The organism is Massilia forsythiae (genome assembly GCF_012849555.1).
Lineage (GTDB): Bacteria > Pseudomonadota > Gammaproteobacteria > Burkholderiales > Burkholderiaceae_D > Telluria > Telluria forsythiae.
The window spans coordinates 1,050,704-1,065,349 of sequence record NZ_CP051685.1 but is presented as its reverse complement, the minus strand read 5'-3'; the positions used below and the strand labels follow the sequence as shown (position 1 = coordinate 1,065,349).

13 protein-coding genes are annotated in these 14,646 nt (G+C 66.8%); 10 read left to right on the top strand and 3 right to left on the bottom strand.

Going from position 1 to position 14,646, the window contains the following annotated elements; all coding sequences use genetic code 11:
- The first annotated feature begins 61 nt into the window (after nucleotides 1–61).
- Nucleotides 62–1,363: a glutamate--cysteine ligase gene (gene gshA, locus HH212_RS04580; RefSeq protein ID WP_169434293.1), complete on the top strand. Its 1,302-nt coding sequence runs from the start codon at nucleotides 62–64 to the stop codon at nucleotides 1,361–1,363.
- A gap of 33 nt (nucleotides 1,364–1,396) precedes the next feature.
- Here gshA and HH212_RS04575 read toward each other — a convergent pair whose 3' ends face one another.
- Complete coding sequence (locus HH212_RS04575; protein ID WP_169434292.1) at nucleotides 1,397–2,095, bottom strand: class I SAM-dependent methyltransferase; 699 nt, start codon at nucleotides 2,093–2,095, stop codon at nucleotides 1,397–1,399.
- A gap of 192 nt (nucleotides 2,096–2,287) precedes the next feature.
- Between HH212_RS04575 and gshB the strand changes: the two genes are divergently transcribed.
- The 8 genes from gshB (at nucleotide 2,288) to HH212_RS04535 (ending at nucleotide 9,760) form a co-directional block, all read left to right on the top strand.
- A complete protein-coding gene (gshB, locus tag HH212_RS04570; RefSeq protein ID WP_169434291.1) occupies nucleotides 2,288–3,235 on the top strand; it encodes a glutathione synthase in 948 nt (315 codons plus the stop codon).
- 1 nt (nucleotide 3,236) lies between these two features.
- Nucleotides 3,237–3,638, top strand: a complete 402-nt coding sequence (locus HH212_RS04565) for a PTS sugar transporter subunit IIA (protein ID WP_169434290.1) — start codon at nucleotides 3,237–3,239, stop codon at nucleotides 3,636–3,638.
- Nucleotides 3,639–3,696: 58 nt separating this feature from the next.
- Nucleotides 3,697–3,966: an HPr family phosphocarrier protein gene (locus HH212_RS04560; protein WP_169434289.1), complete on the top strand. Its 270-nt coding sequence runs from the start codon at nucleotides 3,697–3,699 to the stop codon at nucleotides 3,964–3,966.
- Between the two features lie 91 nt (nucleotides 3,967–4,057).
- Entirely contained in the window at nucleotides 4,058–5,815 is a 1,758-nt protein-coding gene (gene ptsP / locus HH212_RS04555) for a phosphoenolpyruvate--protein phosphotransferase (RefSeq protein ID WP_169434288.1), read from the top strand.
- A gap of 21 nt (nucleotides 5,816–5,836) precedes the next feature.
- A complete protein-coding gene (metX, locus tag HH212_RS04550; RefSeq protein ID WP_169434287.1) occupies nucleotides 5,837–7,012 on the top strand; it encodes a homoserine O-succinyltransferase MetX in 1,176 nt (391 codons plus the stop codon).
- Nucleotides 7,009–7,626 carry a methionine biosynthesis protein MetW gene (gene metW, locus HH212_RS04545; RefSeq protein ID WP_169434286.1) on the top strand — a complete coding sequence of 206 codons (618 nt, stop codon included), beginning with the start codon at nucleotides 7,009–7,011 and terminating at the stop codon, nucleotides 7,624–7,626. The genes metX and metW overlap by 4 nt, the downstream gene beginning before the upstream one ends.
- Before the next feature lie 237 nt (nucleotides 7,627–7,863).
- On the top strand, nucleotides 7,864–8,787 hold the full coding sequence (locus HH212_RS04540) for a M48 family metallopeptidase (RefSeq protein ID WP_229217569.1): 924 nt from the start codon (nucleotides 7,864–7,866) through the stop codon (nucleotides 8,785–8,787).
- A 28-nt stretch (nucleotides 8,788–8,815) separates the two neighbouring features.
- Nucleotides 8,816–9,760, top strand: a complete 945-nt coding sequence (locus tag HH212_RS04535; RefSeq protein WP_169434285.1) for a pseudouridine synthase — start codon at nucleotides 8,816–8,818, stop codon at nucleotides 9,758–9,760.
- Nucleotide 9,761: 1 nt separating this feature from the next.
- On the opposite strand, the gene HH212_RS04530 is transcribed toward HH212_RS04535, so the two are convergent.
- Together HH212_RS04530 and HH212_RS04525 are read right to left on the bottom strand one after the other, a co-directional pair.
- On the bottom strand, nucleotides 9,762–12,917 hold the full coding sequence (locus tag HH212_RS04530) for an Ig-like domain-containing protein (RefSeq protein WP_169434284.1): 3,156 nt from the start codon (nucleotides 12,915–12,917) through the stop codon (nucleotides 9,762–9,764).
- 205 nt (nucleotides 12,918–13,122) lie between these two features.
- Nucleotides 13,123–13,893, bottom strand: a complete 771-nt coding sequence (locus HH212_RS04525) for an exodeoxyribonuclease III (protein ID WP_169434283.1) — start codon at nucleotides 13,891–13,893, stop codon at nucleotides 13,123–13,125.
- A gap of 86 nt (nucleotides 13,894–13,979) precedes the next feature.
- Here HH212_RS04525 and pyrE point away from each other — a divergent pair, with 86 nt between their 5' ends.
- On the top strand, nucleotides 13,980–14,636 hold the full coding sequence (gene pyrE / locus HH212_RS04520; RefSeq protein WP_169434282.1) for an orotate phosphoribosyltransferase: 657 nt from the start codon (nucleotides 13,980–13,982) through the stop codon (nucleotides 14,634–14,636).
- The last annotated feature ends 10 nt before the right edge of the window (nucleotides 14,637–14,646 follow it).

Below are 14,646 nucleotides of genomic sequence, written 5' to 3'. Positions count from 1 at the left end.
CGGAACGCCGCCACCATGTGCGCTACCCGATCCCCCAAAGAAGCCCAAGAAGGACGTCACCATGGTTCCCCACCTCGCCACCGCCTTGAATGGTCCCCTGCTGGACCTGGAAAAGAAGATCCTGGAAGCCACCCCCGCCATCGAGCGCTGGTTCCGGCTGGAGTGGCAGGAGCATACGCCGCCGTTCTATTGCTCGGTGGACCTGCGCAATGCCGGCTACAAGCTGGCGCCGGTGGACACCAACCTGTTCCCCGGCGGCTTCAACCACCTGTCGACCGAGATGCTGCCGCTGATCGTGCAGGCGGCGATGGCGGCGATCGACAAGTATTGTCCGGACGCGCGCAACCTGGTGCTGGTGCCGGAAACCCATCCGCGCAGCCCGTCCTACCTGCAGAACGTGCAGCGCCTGATGCAGATCTTCCGCCAGACCGGCCTGAACATCCGCCTCGGTTCGCTGTCGCCGGACGTGACCCAGCCGACGCCGCTGGCGCTGCCCGATGGGAACATGCTGGTGGTGGAGCCGCTGGTGCGCTCGGCCAACGGCCGCCGCGTGGGCGTGGCCGACTTCGATCCATGCACGATCCTGCTGAACAACGACCTGTCGGCCGGCATTCCGTCCTCGCTGGAAAACATCCACGAGCAATCGCTGCTGCCGCCGCTGCATGCCGGCTGGGCGGTGCGGCGCAAGAGCAACCACTTCAAGGCGCTCGACGAAGTGGCCAAGAAGTTCGGCAAGCTGATCGAGATCGATCCGTGGCTGGTCAATCCGCTGCACAGCAAGTGCGGCGAGGTGAACTTCGAGGAAGACACCGGCATGGAGTGTCTGGCCGATAACGTCACGGCGCTGCTGTCGAAGATCAAGAAGAAGTACAAGGAATACGGCATGAAGGACCAGAAGCCGTTCGTCATCGTCAAGCCCGACGCCGGCACCTATGGCATGGGTGTGATGACGGTCAAGGATGCGAGCGAACTGAAGGACCTCACCCGCAAGCAGCGCAGCAAGATGTCGGTGGTCAAGGATGGCATGACCGTCACCGACATCGTGATCCAGGAAGGCGTGCCGACCTTCGAATCGATCAACGATGCGGTGGCGGAACCGGTGGTGTACATGATCGACCGCTACGTGGTCGGCGGTTTCTATCGCGTGCATGCCGAGCGCGGCGTGGACCAGAACTTGAATGCGCCGGGTTCGGAGTACGTGCCGCTGGCGTTCGCCCAGCAGCATGCGATGCCGGATTTCGCCGCCAAGCCGGGCACGGCCGCGCCGAACCGGTTTTACGTGTACGGCGTGGTAGCGCGCCTGGCGCTGCTGGCGGCGTCGCTGGAAATGGAACGTACCGATCCGGATCCGGAAATCTATTGATTCGCGGACGACCTGCGCACGGAAATCAATACGTCATTCTTTTTTCGCCATGTAGACGAAATGCGAGCGCAGCGGCGGCACCAGCGTTTCCAGCAGTTCGGGCAGCAGCCGCGGCAGGCGCGCCAGCACGCGGCCGAGCGGCGGGGCCAGCACCAGCGTGCGGTAGTGCCGGGTCTCGGTCGGCCAGAAGCGCAGCAGTTCGACGTCGCTGACCTTGCGTACATTGGGGTTGCGCGGGTTGTCGTAGCGGAAATCGAAGATCATGGTCCAGCCGCCCGGGCGCAACACGCGCCACATCTGCGCCGCCAGCGCGCGCCGCAGGTCTTCGTCCAGGATCGATGAAAACACCGTGTGCGCGCTGACCAGGTCGACGCTGGCGTCGGCAAAATCGTCGAGCTGGCCCAGGTGCCAGCGCACGCCGGGTGCGGTGTGCGCATGGGCGTGTTCCAGGCGGTCCGGTTGAAGTTCGGTGCCGGCCAGGTGCGCGGGCAGGGCGCCCCAGTCGATCAGCTGGCGCAGGAAGGCGCCGTTGCCGCAGCCGATGTCGATGGCGCGCACGGCGGACAAGTCGCGGCCGACGGTGGCCGGCAGCAACGCGGCCAGCACGCGCGCACGCGCCGCCGCCTGGCGCACGATTTCCGGACGGTGCCACGCATAGCGGTCGAGCGCCGCGCCGCCATGCCACTGGCGATAGACGTGATTGATACGTTCCTGTTCGGCCTGGTTGCTCATCGAACGCCTCCCCGTCCGCCATCTTCCCAACAGCACCGCGCATTCGCTTGAGAGTGCGCAAACGCCCACTACATAGATGACTTTTTGCCAAGTGGAATGGGATGCCGGGGTGCGCCTGCCGCCAATGCCCGGGTTTCCGCGAACATCCGTGTTTCCGGCTAAAATCGAGGCATTGACCAGATTGGAACCAACATGAAAATCGCTTTTCTCGCCGATCCGCTGTCCGGCTTCAAGACCTACAAGGATTCGACCTTCGCGATGATGCGCGAAGCGGCAAGCCGCGGCCACCGGATCTATGCCTTCGAGCAGCACCGGATGGTGCTGGAGGGCGGCGTGGTGAGCGCCGAGGCGACCGAGATCACCCTCACCGGCGACGCCGACGACTGGTATACCGTGGTCGGCACCGAGACCGTGCACCTGTCCGAGTTCGACGCCGTGCTCGAACGCAAGGACCCGCCGTTCGACATGGAATACATCTACGGCACCTATCTGCTGGAACTGGCCGAGCGCCAGGGTGCCCGCGTGTTCAATAAACCGTCCGCCATCCGCGACCACAACGAAAAGCTGTCGATCGCCCAATTTACCCAGTTCACCTCGCCGACCCTGGTGTCGTCGTCGGCCACGCGCCTGCGCGCCTTCCACGCCGAGCACGGCGACGTGATCTTCAAGCCGCTGGACGGCATGGGCGGCGCCGGCATCTTCCGCGTGCGCGACGACGGCCTCAACCTGGGCGCCATCATCGAGTCGCTGACCGACCTCGGCCGCCGCACCATCATGGCCCAGAAGTACATCCCGGCGATCGTCAAGGGCGACAAGCGGGTGCTGGTCATCGGCGGCAAGCCGGTGCCGTTCGCGCTGGCGCGCATTCCGCAGGGAGGCGAAGTGCGCGGCAACCTGGCGGCCGGCGGCGTCGGCGTGGCCCAGCCGATTTCCGAGCGCGACCGCGAGATCGCGGAAACCCTGGGGCCGATCCTGGCCGGGCGCGGCTTGTTGCTGGTAGGATTGGACGTGATCGGCGATTTTCTGACCGAAGTGAACGTCACCAGCCCGACCTGCTTCCAGGAGATCACCGACCAGACCGGTTTCAACGTGGCCGGCATGTTCATCGACGCGCTCGAACGGGCGGTCACGGGAAATTGATATGGTAGGCATCTTGCTGATGACCCACGCGCCGCTGGGTCAGGCATTCATCGCCGCGGCGGCGCACGTGTTCCGCAGCCCGGTCGAGCGCGTCGAGGCGATCGACGTGACCGCGGACCAGGACACCAATGAAGTCAACCGGCTGTCGCGGGAAGCCATCGCGCGCCTGGACGACGGCGACGGCGTGCTGGTCATCACCGACATCAAGGGCGGCACGCCCTCGAATTGCTGCAACTGCCTGGCCAATCCGGGCCGGGTCGAAGTCATCGCGGGCATCAGCCTGCCGATGCTGCTGCGCGCGATCACGTATCGGCGCGATACCCTCGACGTGGTGGTCGAGATGGCCCTGGCCGGCGCCCAGAACGGCGCGGTGCGGGTGGACAACCGGATCCGGGTCGGCTAGCCGGCTTTTTTGCAGTTCTTTTGCAGTTCTTAAACCGAAGCGAAAAGATAACTAGAACATGATTCAACAGGAACTCGAGATCGTCAACAAGCTGGGCCTGCACGCCCGCGCTTCCGCCAAGTTCACCCAGCTGGCCGCCAAATTCCAGAGCGACGTCTGGCTGACGCGCAATGGCCGCCGCATCAACGCCAAGTCGATCATGGGCGTCATGATGCTGGCTGCCGGCAAGGGCGCCAAGGTCACGCTGGAAGCCGACGGCGCCGACGAGCAGCAGTGCATCGACGCGCTCACCGCCCTCATCAACGACAAGTTCGGCGAAGGCGAATGATGGCCGCCGCCAACCGTCCGACCCTGAACCGCGCCGGGGCGGTGGCCTGATGCCGGAATCGCGCGCCGGACGCTTTTCTTCGGGACCCTCGATGGCGCCCTTCACACTGCACGGCATTCCGGTCTCGCGCGGGATCTCGATCGGGCGCGCGCACCTGCTCACGCCGGCCGCGCTCGACGTCAAGCATTACCTGGTGCCGGAAGAGCAGGTCGAGGCCGAAGTAAAACGCCTGCAGCACGCGATCGGCGAGGTGCACCGCAATTTGCAGGCGCTGTGGACCGAGCTGCCCAAGGATGCCCCGACCGAACTGGGCGCCTTCATCGACGTGCACGTGCTGATCCTGTCGGACCCGATGATTTCGGAGGCGCCGCTCGACATCATCCGCTCGCGCCACTATAACGCCGAGTGGGCGCTGGTGACCCAGATCGACGAGCTGTCGGCGCAATTCGACGAGATCGAGGACGCCTACCTGCGCGAGCGCAAGCACGACATCCAGCAGGTGGCCGAGCGCGTATTGAAGGTGCTGATGGGCACCGAGCTGCACGCGCCGCCGCCGCCGGCGCCCGGCGAAGACCATTACCAGCCGCAGATGATCGTGGTCGCCCACGATATCTCGCCGGCCGACATGCTGGCCTTCCGCGACCGCTCCTTCGTCGGCTTCGTCACCGACGTCGGCGGCCAGAACTCGCACACCGCGATCGTGGCGCGCAGCCTCGACATTCCGGCCGCGGTCGGCATGAGCCAGGCCTCGCGCCTGATCGAGCAGGACGACTGGGTGATCGTCGACGGCGACGCAGGCGTGGTGATCTGCAACCCGAGCACGCTGGTGCTGGAACAGTACCGCGCGCGCCAGGCCGCGCTGGTCAAGGCGCGCAAGCGCCTGCTGAAGCTGAAGAAGACCCCGGCGGTGACCAAGGACGGCACCGCGATCACGCTGCTGGCCAACATCGAGCTGCCCGACGATTGCGCGCCGGCGCTGGAGGCGGGCGCGGTCGGGGTCGGCCTGTTCCGCTCCGAATTCCTGTTCATGGGCCGTGGCGCCCAGGGCTTGCGGGTGCCCGACGAGGACGAGCAGTTCGAGCAGTACCGCAAGGCGGTGCTGGCGATGAAGGGCCGCCCGGTGACCATCCGCACGCTCGACGTCGGCGCCGACAAGCCGCTCGACCAGGCCGAGCACACCGCATTGAATCCGGCGCTGGGCCTGCGCGCGATCCGCTATTGCCTGGCCGAGCCGCAGCTGTTCCTGACCCAGCTGCGCGCGATCCTGCGCGCGTCCAGCTTCGGCAAGGTGCGCATCCTGATCCCGATGCTGGCGCACGCCTTCGAGATCGACCAGACCCTGAACATGATCGCGCAAGCCAAGGCGCAGCTGCGCGAGCAGGGCGTGGCGTTCGACGAGGCGATCGAGGTCGGCGCCATGATCGAGATCCCGGCCGCCGCGCTGGCGCTGCCGATGTTCGTCAGGCGCATGGACTTCCTGTCGATCGGCACCAACGATCTCATTCAATACACGCTGGCCATCGACCGCGTCGACTACGAGGTGGCGCACCTGTACAATCCGCTGCACCCGGCGGTGCTGAGCCTGATCGCGATGACCATCGACGCCGGCAACAAGGCCGGCATCGACGTCGCCGTGTGCGGCGAGATGGCCGGCGACACCAAGTTGACGCGCCTGCTGCTCGGCATGGGCCTGCGCGAATTCTCGATGCATCCGGCCCAGCTGCCGGCGGTCAAGCAGGAAATCCTGGGCAGCGACCTGACCCGCCTGGCCGCGCGCACCCGGCGCATCCTGCGCACCATGGAACCGGCGGCGATCGCCGACGCCGTGGAGCAGCTGCAGTCGCTCTAAGACACAAGAAATAAAGAATCCATGGGATCTCTCGGAACCGTTTCACCCCAGGCGATGCAGTTCGCCGAGCCGCTGCCGCTGCAAAGCGGCGCATCGATCGGCGACTACACATTGATGTACGAAACCTACGGCACGCTGAATGCCGACCGCTCGAACGCCGTCCTGATCTGCCACGCCCTGAACGCATCGCACCACGTGGCCGGCCACTACGCCGGCGACCCCAGGAGCGCCGGCTGGTGGGACAACATGGTCGGGCCGGGCAAGCCGGTGGACACCGACCGCTTCTTCGTCATCGGCATCAACAACCTGGGGTCCTGCTTCGGCTCGACCGGGCCGATGCACACCAACCCGGCGACGGGCAAACCCTACGGCGCCGCGTTCCCGGTGGTGACGGTCGAGGACTGGGTGGCGGCCCAGGCGCGCCTGGCGGACCGGCTCGGCATCGAACGCTTCGCGGCGGTAATGGGCGGCTCGCTGGGCGGCATGCAGGCGCTGGCCTGGAGCATCATGTTCCCCGACCGCCTGCGCCATTGCATCGTGATCGCTTCCACGCCCAAGCTGTCGGCCCAGAACATCGCCTTCAACGACGTGGCGCGCCAGGCGATCCTGACCGACCCCGACTACCGCGGCGGCGATTTCTACGAGCACGCTGTGGTGCCGAAGAACGGCCTCAAGGTGGCGCGCATGGTCGGCCACATCACGTATTTGTCGAACGACGACATGGCGGAAAAGTTCGGGCGCAAGCTGCGCAACGCCGCCGAGGGCAACGACTACAAATTCGGCTTCGGCATCGACTTCGAGATCGAATCCTACCTGCGCTACCAGGGCGACAAGTTCTCGGAGTACTTCGACGCCAACACCTATCTCCTGATCACCAAGGCGCTCGACTACTTCGACCCGGCGCGCGCCCACGGCGGCAGCCTGGACAAGGCGCTGGCCGGCACGCGCGCCCAGTACCTGATCGCCTCGTTCACCACCGACTGGCGCTTTTCTCCCGAGCGCAGCCGCGAGATCGTGCAGTCGCTGCTGGCCAACCGGCGCAAGGTGACCTATGCCGAGATCGATGCGCCGCACGGCCACGACGCCTTTCTGCTGGAAGACGCGCGCTACATGAACATCGTGCGCGCCTATTACGAGCGCGTGTGGGAAGAGTGCGCCACGGGCATCGCTGCCGTCGCCGCCAGGGAGGCCGCATGAAATTCGAAGACCTGAGCACCCTGCGTCCCGACCTGGCGTTCATCGCCCATTGGGTGAACAAGGGCGCCCACGTGCTGGACGTCGGCTGCGGCGACGGCGCCATGCTGCGCTACCTGGAGCGCGGCATGGGCTGCACCGGCTATGGCGTCGAGATCGCCGACGACAAGGTGCTGGAAAGCACCCGGCGCGGCATCAACGTGATCCAGCACGACATGGAGCAGGGCCTGGACCTGTTCGGCGACAACGCCTTCGACATGGTGCTGTGCCTGTCCTCGCTGCAGATGATGCAGCACGTCGAGGCGCGCCTGCGCGACATCGTCCGGGTCGGCAAGGAAGCCATCGTCTCCTTTCCCAACTTCGCCTACTGGCCGCACCGGGTGTCGCTGCTGAAGGGCCGCATGCCGTTGTCGCGCTCTTTGCCGTACCAGTGGTTCGACACGCCCAACGTGCGCTACGCCACCATCCACGACTTCAAGGACCTGGCCGAGAAGTGCGGGCTGGAAGTGCTGGAATACGTGGCGCTGGCGGAGGGAAAGCCGGTGTCGTTCCTGCCGAATTTGCGCGGCAGCCTGGCGGTGTTCAGGTTGCGCAAGAAGGACTTGGTCGTCGCGTAACCGCGTCGTCGTCCCCGCGCAGGCGGGGACCCATGCCGAGCATCAGAATTCGACATAGCCAGACATTGTGGCACTGTTGAATAATGGACTTCGGAGGCGAAGTATGGGTCCCCGCCTGCGCGGGGACGACGGTGTGCTTGTGCCATCTGCCACATCTTGCACTCATCTATCGTGTGCTGTACATACGCACTTTCTGCGAACATCGATGTTGACAAGAACGCATCCCGGAGTATCGACATGACCATGTTTTTCAAGCATCAACACGCCGCCGTCATCCTCGCCCTGAGCGCCGCGCTCGGCACGGCGCCGGCGCTGGCCCAGGATGGCCGCCAGGCCCAGAATGCCCCGCAGGTGGTTCAGGACGGCATCGCCGTCAAGCCGCTCAAGAACAGCACCTGGCGCAACATCACCGCGCCGGAACAGGCGATCAACGACCAGTCCGCCCAGCAGTACACGGCCATGATGTCGCAGGCGCGCGAAAAGGGCGTGCTGGTGGCCGAGAACGATCCGCAGGTGAAACGCCTGCGCGCCATCGCCCAGCGCATCATCCCGCACACCACGCGCTGGAACCCGGCCGCGCAGGGGTGGAAGTGGCAGGTCAACCTGGTGCAGTCCAGCCAGGTGAACGCCTTTTGCATGCCGGGCGGGCGCATCGGCTTTTATACCGGCATCATCGACAAATTGAATCTGACCGACGACGAGATCGCCGCCGTGATGGGCCACGAGATCGCGCACGCGCTGCGCGAGCACGGGCGCGACCGCCAGAGCAAATCGACCGCCACCGGGCTGTTCACGAGCGCCGCCGGCGCGCTGGTGTCGGCCTGGTCCGGCTACGACGTGCGCGGCCTAGCGAACACGGCGGGCCAACTGGTCGTGTTGCGATTCTCGCGTGACGAGGAACGCGAAGCCGACCTGGTCGGCCTGGACATCGCCGCGCGCGCCGGCTACGATCCGCGCGCCGGCATCGCGTTGTGGAACAAGATGGCGTCGCTGAACGAGCGCGGCGCGCCGATCGAATTGCTGTCGACCCACCCGGGCGGCGCCAACCGCATCGAGCAGATCCAGGACCACATGGACGTGCTGCTGCCGCTGTACGCGCGCGCCAAGGGCACCGCGGTGGACCGCCTGCCGCCGTACCGCACCAGCGTCGCCGCGCGCTGACGCACTTTCCCACACAACCAGGAGCCGCATGGCGCGTTTCATCCGCAAGGGCCACCAGGCCGAAGCCAATGCCTTCGTGCCGCTGCCGCTGCGCGGCGGCGTCGCCCCCAGCTACCTGTGGATCACGGAAGACCGTCCCGGCGGCATGCTGGCCTTCCTGGAAGGGCGCTTCGCCGGCGTCGGCGGCCCGTCCTGGATCGAGCGGCTGGCGCGCGGCGACGTGGTCGACGCCAAGGGCAACGTCTTGCAGCCGGACAGCCCGGTGCGCCAGGGCATGCGCATCTGGTACTACCGCGAGCTGGACGAGGAGACCCCGATCCCGTTCGAGGAAACCATCCTGTTTCGCGACGAACACCTGGTGGTGGTGGACAAGCCGCATTTCGTGCCGATGATCCCGACCGGGCGCTTCCTGCGCGAATCGCTGCTGGTGCGCCTGAAGGGCCGGCTCGACCTGCCGCACCTGACGCCGATCCACCGCCTCGACCGCGAGACCGCCGGCGTGGTCATCTTTTCGCACAACCTCGCCACGCGCGGCATCTACCAGTCGATGTTCCAGAAGAGAAGCATCCGCAAGGTGTACGAGGCGCTGGCGCGGCCGCTGCCGGGACGCAGCTACCCGTTCACTTATCGCAGCCGCATGGTCGACGGCGACAAGTTCTTCGTCATGCGCGAAGAGGCGGGCGCGCCGAATTCGGAAACCCTGGTCGAGCTGCTGGAACAGCGCGGTGACGTGGCGCGCTACCGCCTGCATCCGCACACCGGGCGCAAGCATCAATTGCGCCTGCACATGGCCTCGATGGGGGCGCCGATCCTGAACGACGCCTTCTATCCGGTGGCACTGCCGTGCAAGGGCGACGATTTCTCGGCGCCGCTGCAATTGCTGGCGCGCGCCATCGGCTTCGACGACCCGCTGACCGGCGCGCCACGCAGCTTCGCCAGCCAGCGCACGCTGGACTGGCCGGCGCCGGACTGAATTACATGCCGAAGGTGCTGAAGTTGCCGCTGCCGATGATGGCCACGTTGCCGGCCACGTCCTGGAGGGCGTCGTCGTTCATCGCCAGGTGGAAGGCGCCGGTAAAGGTGAAGAAGTTCATTTCCAGCACGCTCGCCACGCCTTGCGCATTGGACGCGATGTCCCAGTTGGTCTGCACGTCGCCCGAGAGGTGCGCGACCGGCATGTTGAACAGGTTGTAGACGTCGATCGAACCGCTTTTGGCGAACACGATCTTTTCGCTGAACTCCATGTTGAACCAGTTCTGGAACAGCATCCCCGTCGACTTGGTCGCGACGATGGTCGGCGCCTTGGTGTCGATCGTGATCGCCAGGGCGTCCGAGGCGGCGCCGCGGTTGCCGGCCACGTCGACCTGGCGCACCGTCAGCGCGTGGCTGCCGTCGGCCAGCGCCGCCGCGTCGGCGACCGTGAACGACCAGGCGCGGTCGGCGCCGACGTCGGCGCTGCCGAGCAGCCTGGCGCCGTCGTAGACTTCGACCTTGCCGCCGTCTTCCGCCGCGCTGCCCTTCAGGGTCGGGGTATTGTCCTTGGTGATGCCGTCGCTGGCCGACACGCCGGTATCGCTGGCCGCGTCCAGTTGCGGCCGGTTCGGCTTGTTCGGCGCCCTGGTATCGATGGTGACCGCCAGCGCGTCCGAATAATTGTCGCTGCCGCCGCCGATGCCGACCAGGCGCACGTACAGCGAATGCTTGCCTTCGGCCAGCGCCGGCGTGGTGTAGGTCCAGCTGCCGTCCGGGGTGTCGGTGGCGGCGCCCAGCAGCTTGCCGTTGTCGTAGACGAACACCTTCTTGCCGGTGCCCGCGCCGGACAGCGTCAGCACCTGCTGGTTGGTGATGCCGTCGTGGTCGGACAGGCCGCTGTCGCTGGCCGCGGCGAGCGTGGGCGCGGCAAAGATGCCGGTCGCGGCGAGGGTGAGCTGGAGCGCGGCCGAGGCCGCGCTGGCGTTGCCGGCGGCATCGACCTGGACGGCGCTCAAGGCGTAGGTGCCGGCCTTGTTCAGCCCGCTGTCGAGGACGGTCCAGCTGCCGTCGGCGCCGGCGTCGGTCGAGCCGATTTCGGTGGCGCCGGCATACAGCTTGATGTGCGCGCCCGGTTCGGCGCCGCTGCCGACGATCGCCGGATACAGGACGTTGGTGACGCCGTCGCCGGCGACGCCGCTGTCGGACCAGGCGGCCAGCTGCGGCGCCGCCGGCGCCGCCGGCGCATGGGCGTCGATGCGCACCGGCACCGCCACGCCGGCCGCGTTGACGGCGGCCAGGTGTTCGAACGCGATGTGGCTGGCGTCGAGCGCATGGCCGGCCAGGTCGGTGACCATGCCCGCCAGGCTGGCCGGCTGGAAGCCGAGCGCATCGCTGTCACCATCCCCGGCCGCCACCGTGTAGCGCAGCACCAGCGTGTGCTGGTCCGGCTCGATATGGTCGACCACGGCGCGCGCGCCATTGCTCAGGGCCAGCGTGGTTGCCGCGCCGTCCGCCAGGCGTACCGCCTCGTCGAAGCCGACGCGGATCGTCACCGTCTGGCCGATGCCGTGCAGGCCGCCGTCCGCGCTGGTGGCTGCGAGCGCGGTCGGCGGCGTCACGTCGACGTAGGTGCCGCCCGTGTGGAAGGCGATCGCATAGGCGCCCGGCAGGTTGCCCGCCTTGTCGACCAGGCCCGCCAGGGTGAGCGTGTAATCGTTGCCGCCGGCCAGCTGGTGCTGGTTGGCGCCGATGACCAGGCTTTTATGATCGCTCGAAAAAACGATGGCGCCGGGCGCCAGGTGCGTGCTGCCGCCCAGCTTGTTCACCAGGTCGACGCCCTGATCCGTCGCGGCGGCGCCGCTCCAGTACACCGCTTCGTCGAAGGTGACGACCAGATCGCCGGCCACGTCGACCGTGGCCGATTGCTGGCCGGGCGCGGCCACCACCTGCGGCCCCGTGGTGTCGACCGTGACCTGCCGGGTCGCGGCGGCGCTGGCATGGCCGTCGGCATCCACCAGGCGCGCGGACAGCGTGTGCACGCCGTCGCCGAAGACCGCCGCGCCGCCGTCGTAGGACCAGACCTTGACGCCGGGTTCGGTAGCGGACGCCGCCGGCTGCACCTTATGCACCTGGCCGTCGATGGTCAGTTCGACGTACTGGCCGGCCGCCACCTCGCCGACGAAACGGCCCTGCACGCGCTGGGCGGCGGCGTTGGTGATGCCGTCGGCGCCGTCGATGCCGCTGTCCTCGATGCGCAGGTCCGGCGAAACGTACGCGCCGACCACGCTGTCGACTGCGTAGGTGAGCAGGGTGCTGCTGCCGGCGCCGGCATTGCCGGCTGCGTCGCGCACTTGCGCCATGTCGAGCGTGAGCAGGTTGGCGGCGGCCGCGACCGGCGTGGCCGGCGCGCTCAGGGTGACATGCCAGGTGAGGCCGCCGTCGCTGGTGGACAGGCCGGACAGCACCGCGTTGGGCGCCTGCAGCGCCGCCTGCGCCAGGACCGGCACCGCTTCCGAGAAGTGGATGGTCAGCGCCACCGGGGCGCCGGCCGCCAGTGCATTGCCGCTGGTCTCGATCGACGCCACGGTCGGCGCCGTGGCATCGCCCGCCTCCGGCGTGGTGAAGCGCAGTTGCGTGGTCGAGCGCACGCCGCCGAAGGCGACCTGCTCGCCGGACGCCAGTACGCCGGCCGCCATCACCACGCTGTACGTGTGGCCCGGCAGCAGGCCGGCCACGTCCAGCTTGACGTTGTTGCCGTCGACCACCAGGCTAGCGGCGGAAACGGTATGGGTGTCGGTGGCGCCGGTCACGCGCATGACCGGCTTGCCGGTGGCGCGGTCGATCACGGTCTGGACCGTGCCGTCGGTGATGGTGACGACGCCGCCGCGGTTGGCGACCGCCATCGCCATGTCGAAGACGAGGTCGATGCTGGTATGCGCCGCGGTGCCGCTCGTGATCGCCTTGGACAGGGAGGGCGGCATGCCGCCCGTCGTCGCCGCGATGTCCGCGGACACGGCGGCGGCCGTCGCCGAGACGACGCCCATGGCGCCGCCCGGCGCCGCCGCCGCCAGGCCGGCGGACAGGCTGACAGGGAGGGAATCGGCCCAAACCGGCTCCAGGTCGTGGAGGGAGGACGTGACGGTGCGGGTTCGGATCATGGCGGTCGGTGCGGCGGCAAGAGGCGTGGAGGCGGCTTGGATGGTCTAAATATATCCGCCAGGAAACTTTGTCGGCCAGATCATATCAACAAAGCCGGCCCTGCACGACAGGAAGCGTGCGGATTCGCGCATTTACGACAAAACAAGGGTCTTGCGCCGCGCAGCGAACGGCCGGCCACCCGCCGCGGGTAGCCGGCCCAGGGCGTTACAGCGCGTAGTCGATGATCAAGGGCGCGTGGTCGGAAAAACGCTGGTCCTTGTAGATCGAGACCGCGTGCGCCCTGGCGGCGATGCCCGGGGTGGCGATGTGGTAGTCGATGCGCCAGCCGACGTTCTTGGCCCAGGCCTGGCCGCGGTTGCTCCACCAGGTGTACTGCTCGGCTTCCTGGTTGACGCCGCGGTGCACGTCCACCAGCCCGAGTTCGTCGAAGATGCGCGTCATCCAGGCGCGCTCTTCCGGCAGGAAACCGGAATTCTTCTGGTTGCTCTTCCAGTTCTTGAGGTCGATTTCCTTGTGCGCGATGTTCCAGTCGCCGCAGATGACGACTTCGCGGCCTTCGGCCTGCAATTGCTGCAAATGCGGCAGGAAGGCTTCCATGAAGCGGAACTTGGCCAGCTGTCGCTCCGGCGAGGACGAGCCGGACGGGCAGTACAGCGAGATCACCGTCAGGTCGCCGACGTCGGCGCGCGCATAGCGGCCCTCGTCGTCGAATTCGACGCAGCCGAAGCCGGTCTTGACGGTGTCCGGCTTACTGCGGCTGTAGACGCCGGTGCCGGAATAGCCCTTCTTGGCGGCGTAATGAAAATGGCCGTGGTAGCCGTGCGGCGCGAGAAATTCCTCGGTCATGTCGGCTTGCTGGGCTTTCAATTCCTGGACGCAGATGAAATCGGCATCCTGTTTGGCGAGCCAGTCGAAGAAGCCCTTCTTGTGGGCGGAACGGATGCCGTTCAGGTTGGCGGAGATAATTCGTGGCATGGGAAGGAGAAGGCGAACGAAGGCTGCGGGGACGTGCAACAGGTCCTCGGATTAAAATACAGCCATTTGATTTCGATGAGGTGATTGTGAGTAACTTGCGTCAACAGTTTATCGCGTTTTCGGTCGCGACGGGAGTGCTGAAGTTCGGCCAATTCACCACCAAGGCGGGGCGCCAGTCGCCGTATTTCTTCAACGCCGGCCTGTTCCACGACGGCGCCACGCTGGGCCAGCTGGCGCAGTTCTATGCCCAGACCCTGCTCGATTCCGGTGTGGAGTTCGACATGCTGTTCGGTCCTGCCTACAAGGGCATCACGCTGGCCAGCGCGACCGCGGTAGCGCTGGCCGCCAAGGGCCGCGACACGGCGTTCGCCTACAACCGCAAGGAAGCCAAGGACCACGGCGAAGGCGGCACCATCGTCGGCGCCGGCTTGACGGGCAAGGTCGTGATCATCGACGACGTGATCTCGGCCGGCACCTCGGTGCGCGAATCGGTGGCCATGATCCGCGCCGCCGGCGCCGAACCGGCGGCAGTGCTGATCGCGCTGGACCGCATGGAGCGCGGCGGCAAGGACGGCGTGCTGTCGCCGCTGTCGGCGGTGCAGGAAGTCAGCGACACCTACGGCATTCCGGTGATCTCGATCGCCAACCTGGAAGACCTGTTCGGCTACCTGTCGGCGGATGCGTCGCTGGGCGAGCACCGCGAGGCGGTGGCGGCTTACCGCCAACAGTACGGCGTAGTGTGATGTAATAGCG